Origin of the sequence: Bacillus sp. SIMBA_026 (assembly GCF_046535335.1) — a bacterium.
Taxonomy (GTDB): domain Bacteria; phylum Bacillota; class Bacilli; order Bacillales; family Bacillaceae; genus Bacillus; species Bacillus velezensis.
Genome location: NZ_JAWRWX010000307.1, coordinates 1 through 256 on the forward strand (window position 1 = coordinate 1; position 256 = coordinate 256).

Genomic DNA, 256 nt, shown 5'->3' on the forward strand with positions numbered 1-256 from the left:
GCAAGCGTCATTGTCGTTTGGGCAATGGGCAGCGGCTGGATCGATCGCGGCCTGCTTATCAGCCGCGCTCCCGGCTTTCCGATCACTGGCACTGGCGCCTGGAGCGAAGCATCCAAAGCGATGAATCTGTCGCATCCGAGCTATTGCATTCCCATAGATCCTTTCCCCTGGGTCTACGGTCCGGCCTGCGATCTTCTGGCTCCGCGCCCCCACGAGCTTCTTCCCATGGAGATTTCGGGAGACAGGTTGGAGCTTT

Annotated in this window: 1 protein-coding gene; it reads left to right on the forward strand. The window is 59.8% G+C overall.

The window, feature by feature from the left end; all coding sequences use genetic code 11:
- Positions 1 to 256 (forward strand): hypothetical protein (locus SB847_RS21590; protein ID WP_410578732.1); only part of this gene is annotated, 256 nt, incomplete at both ends.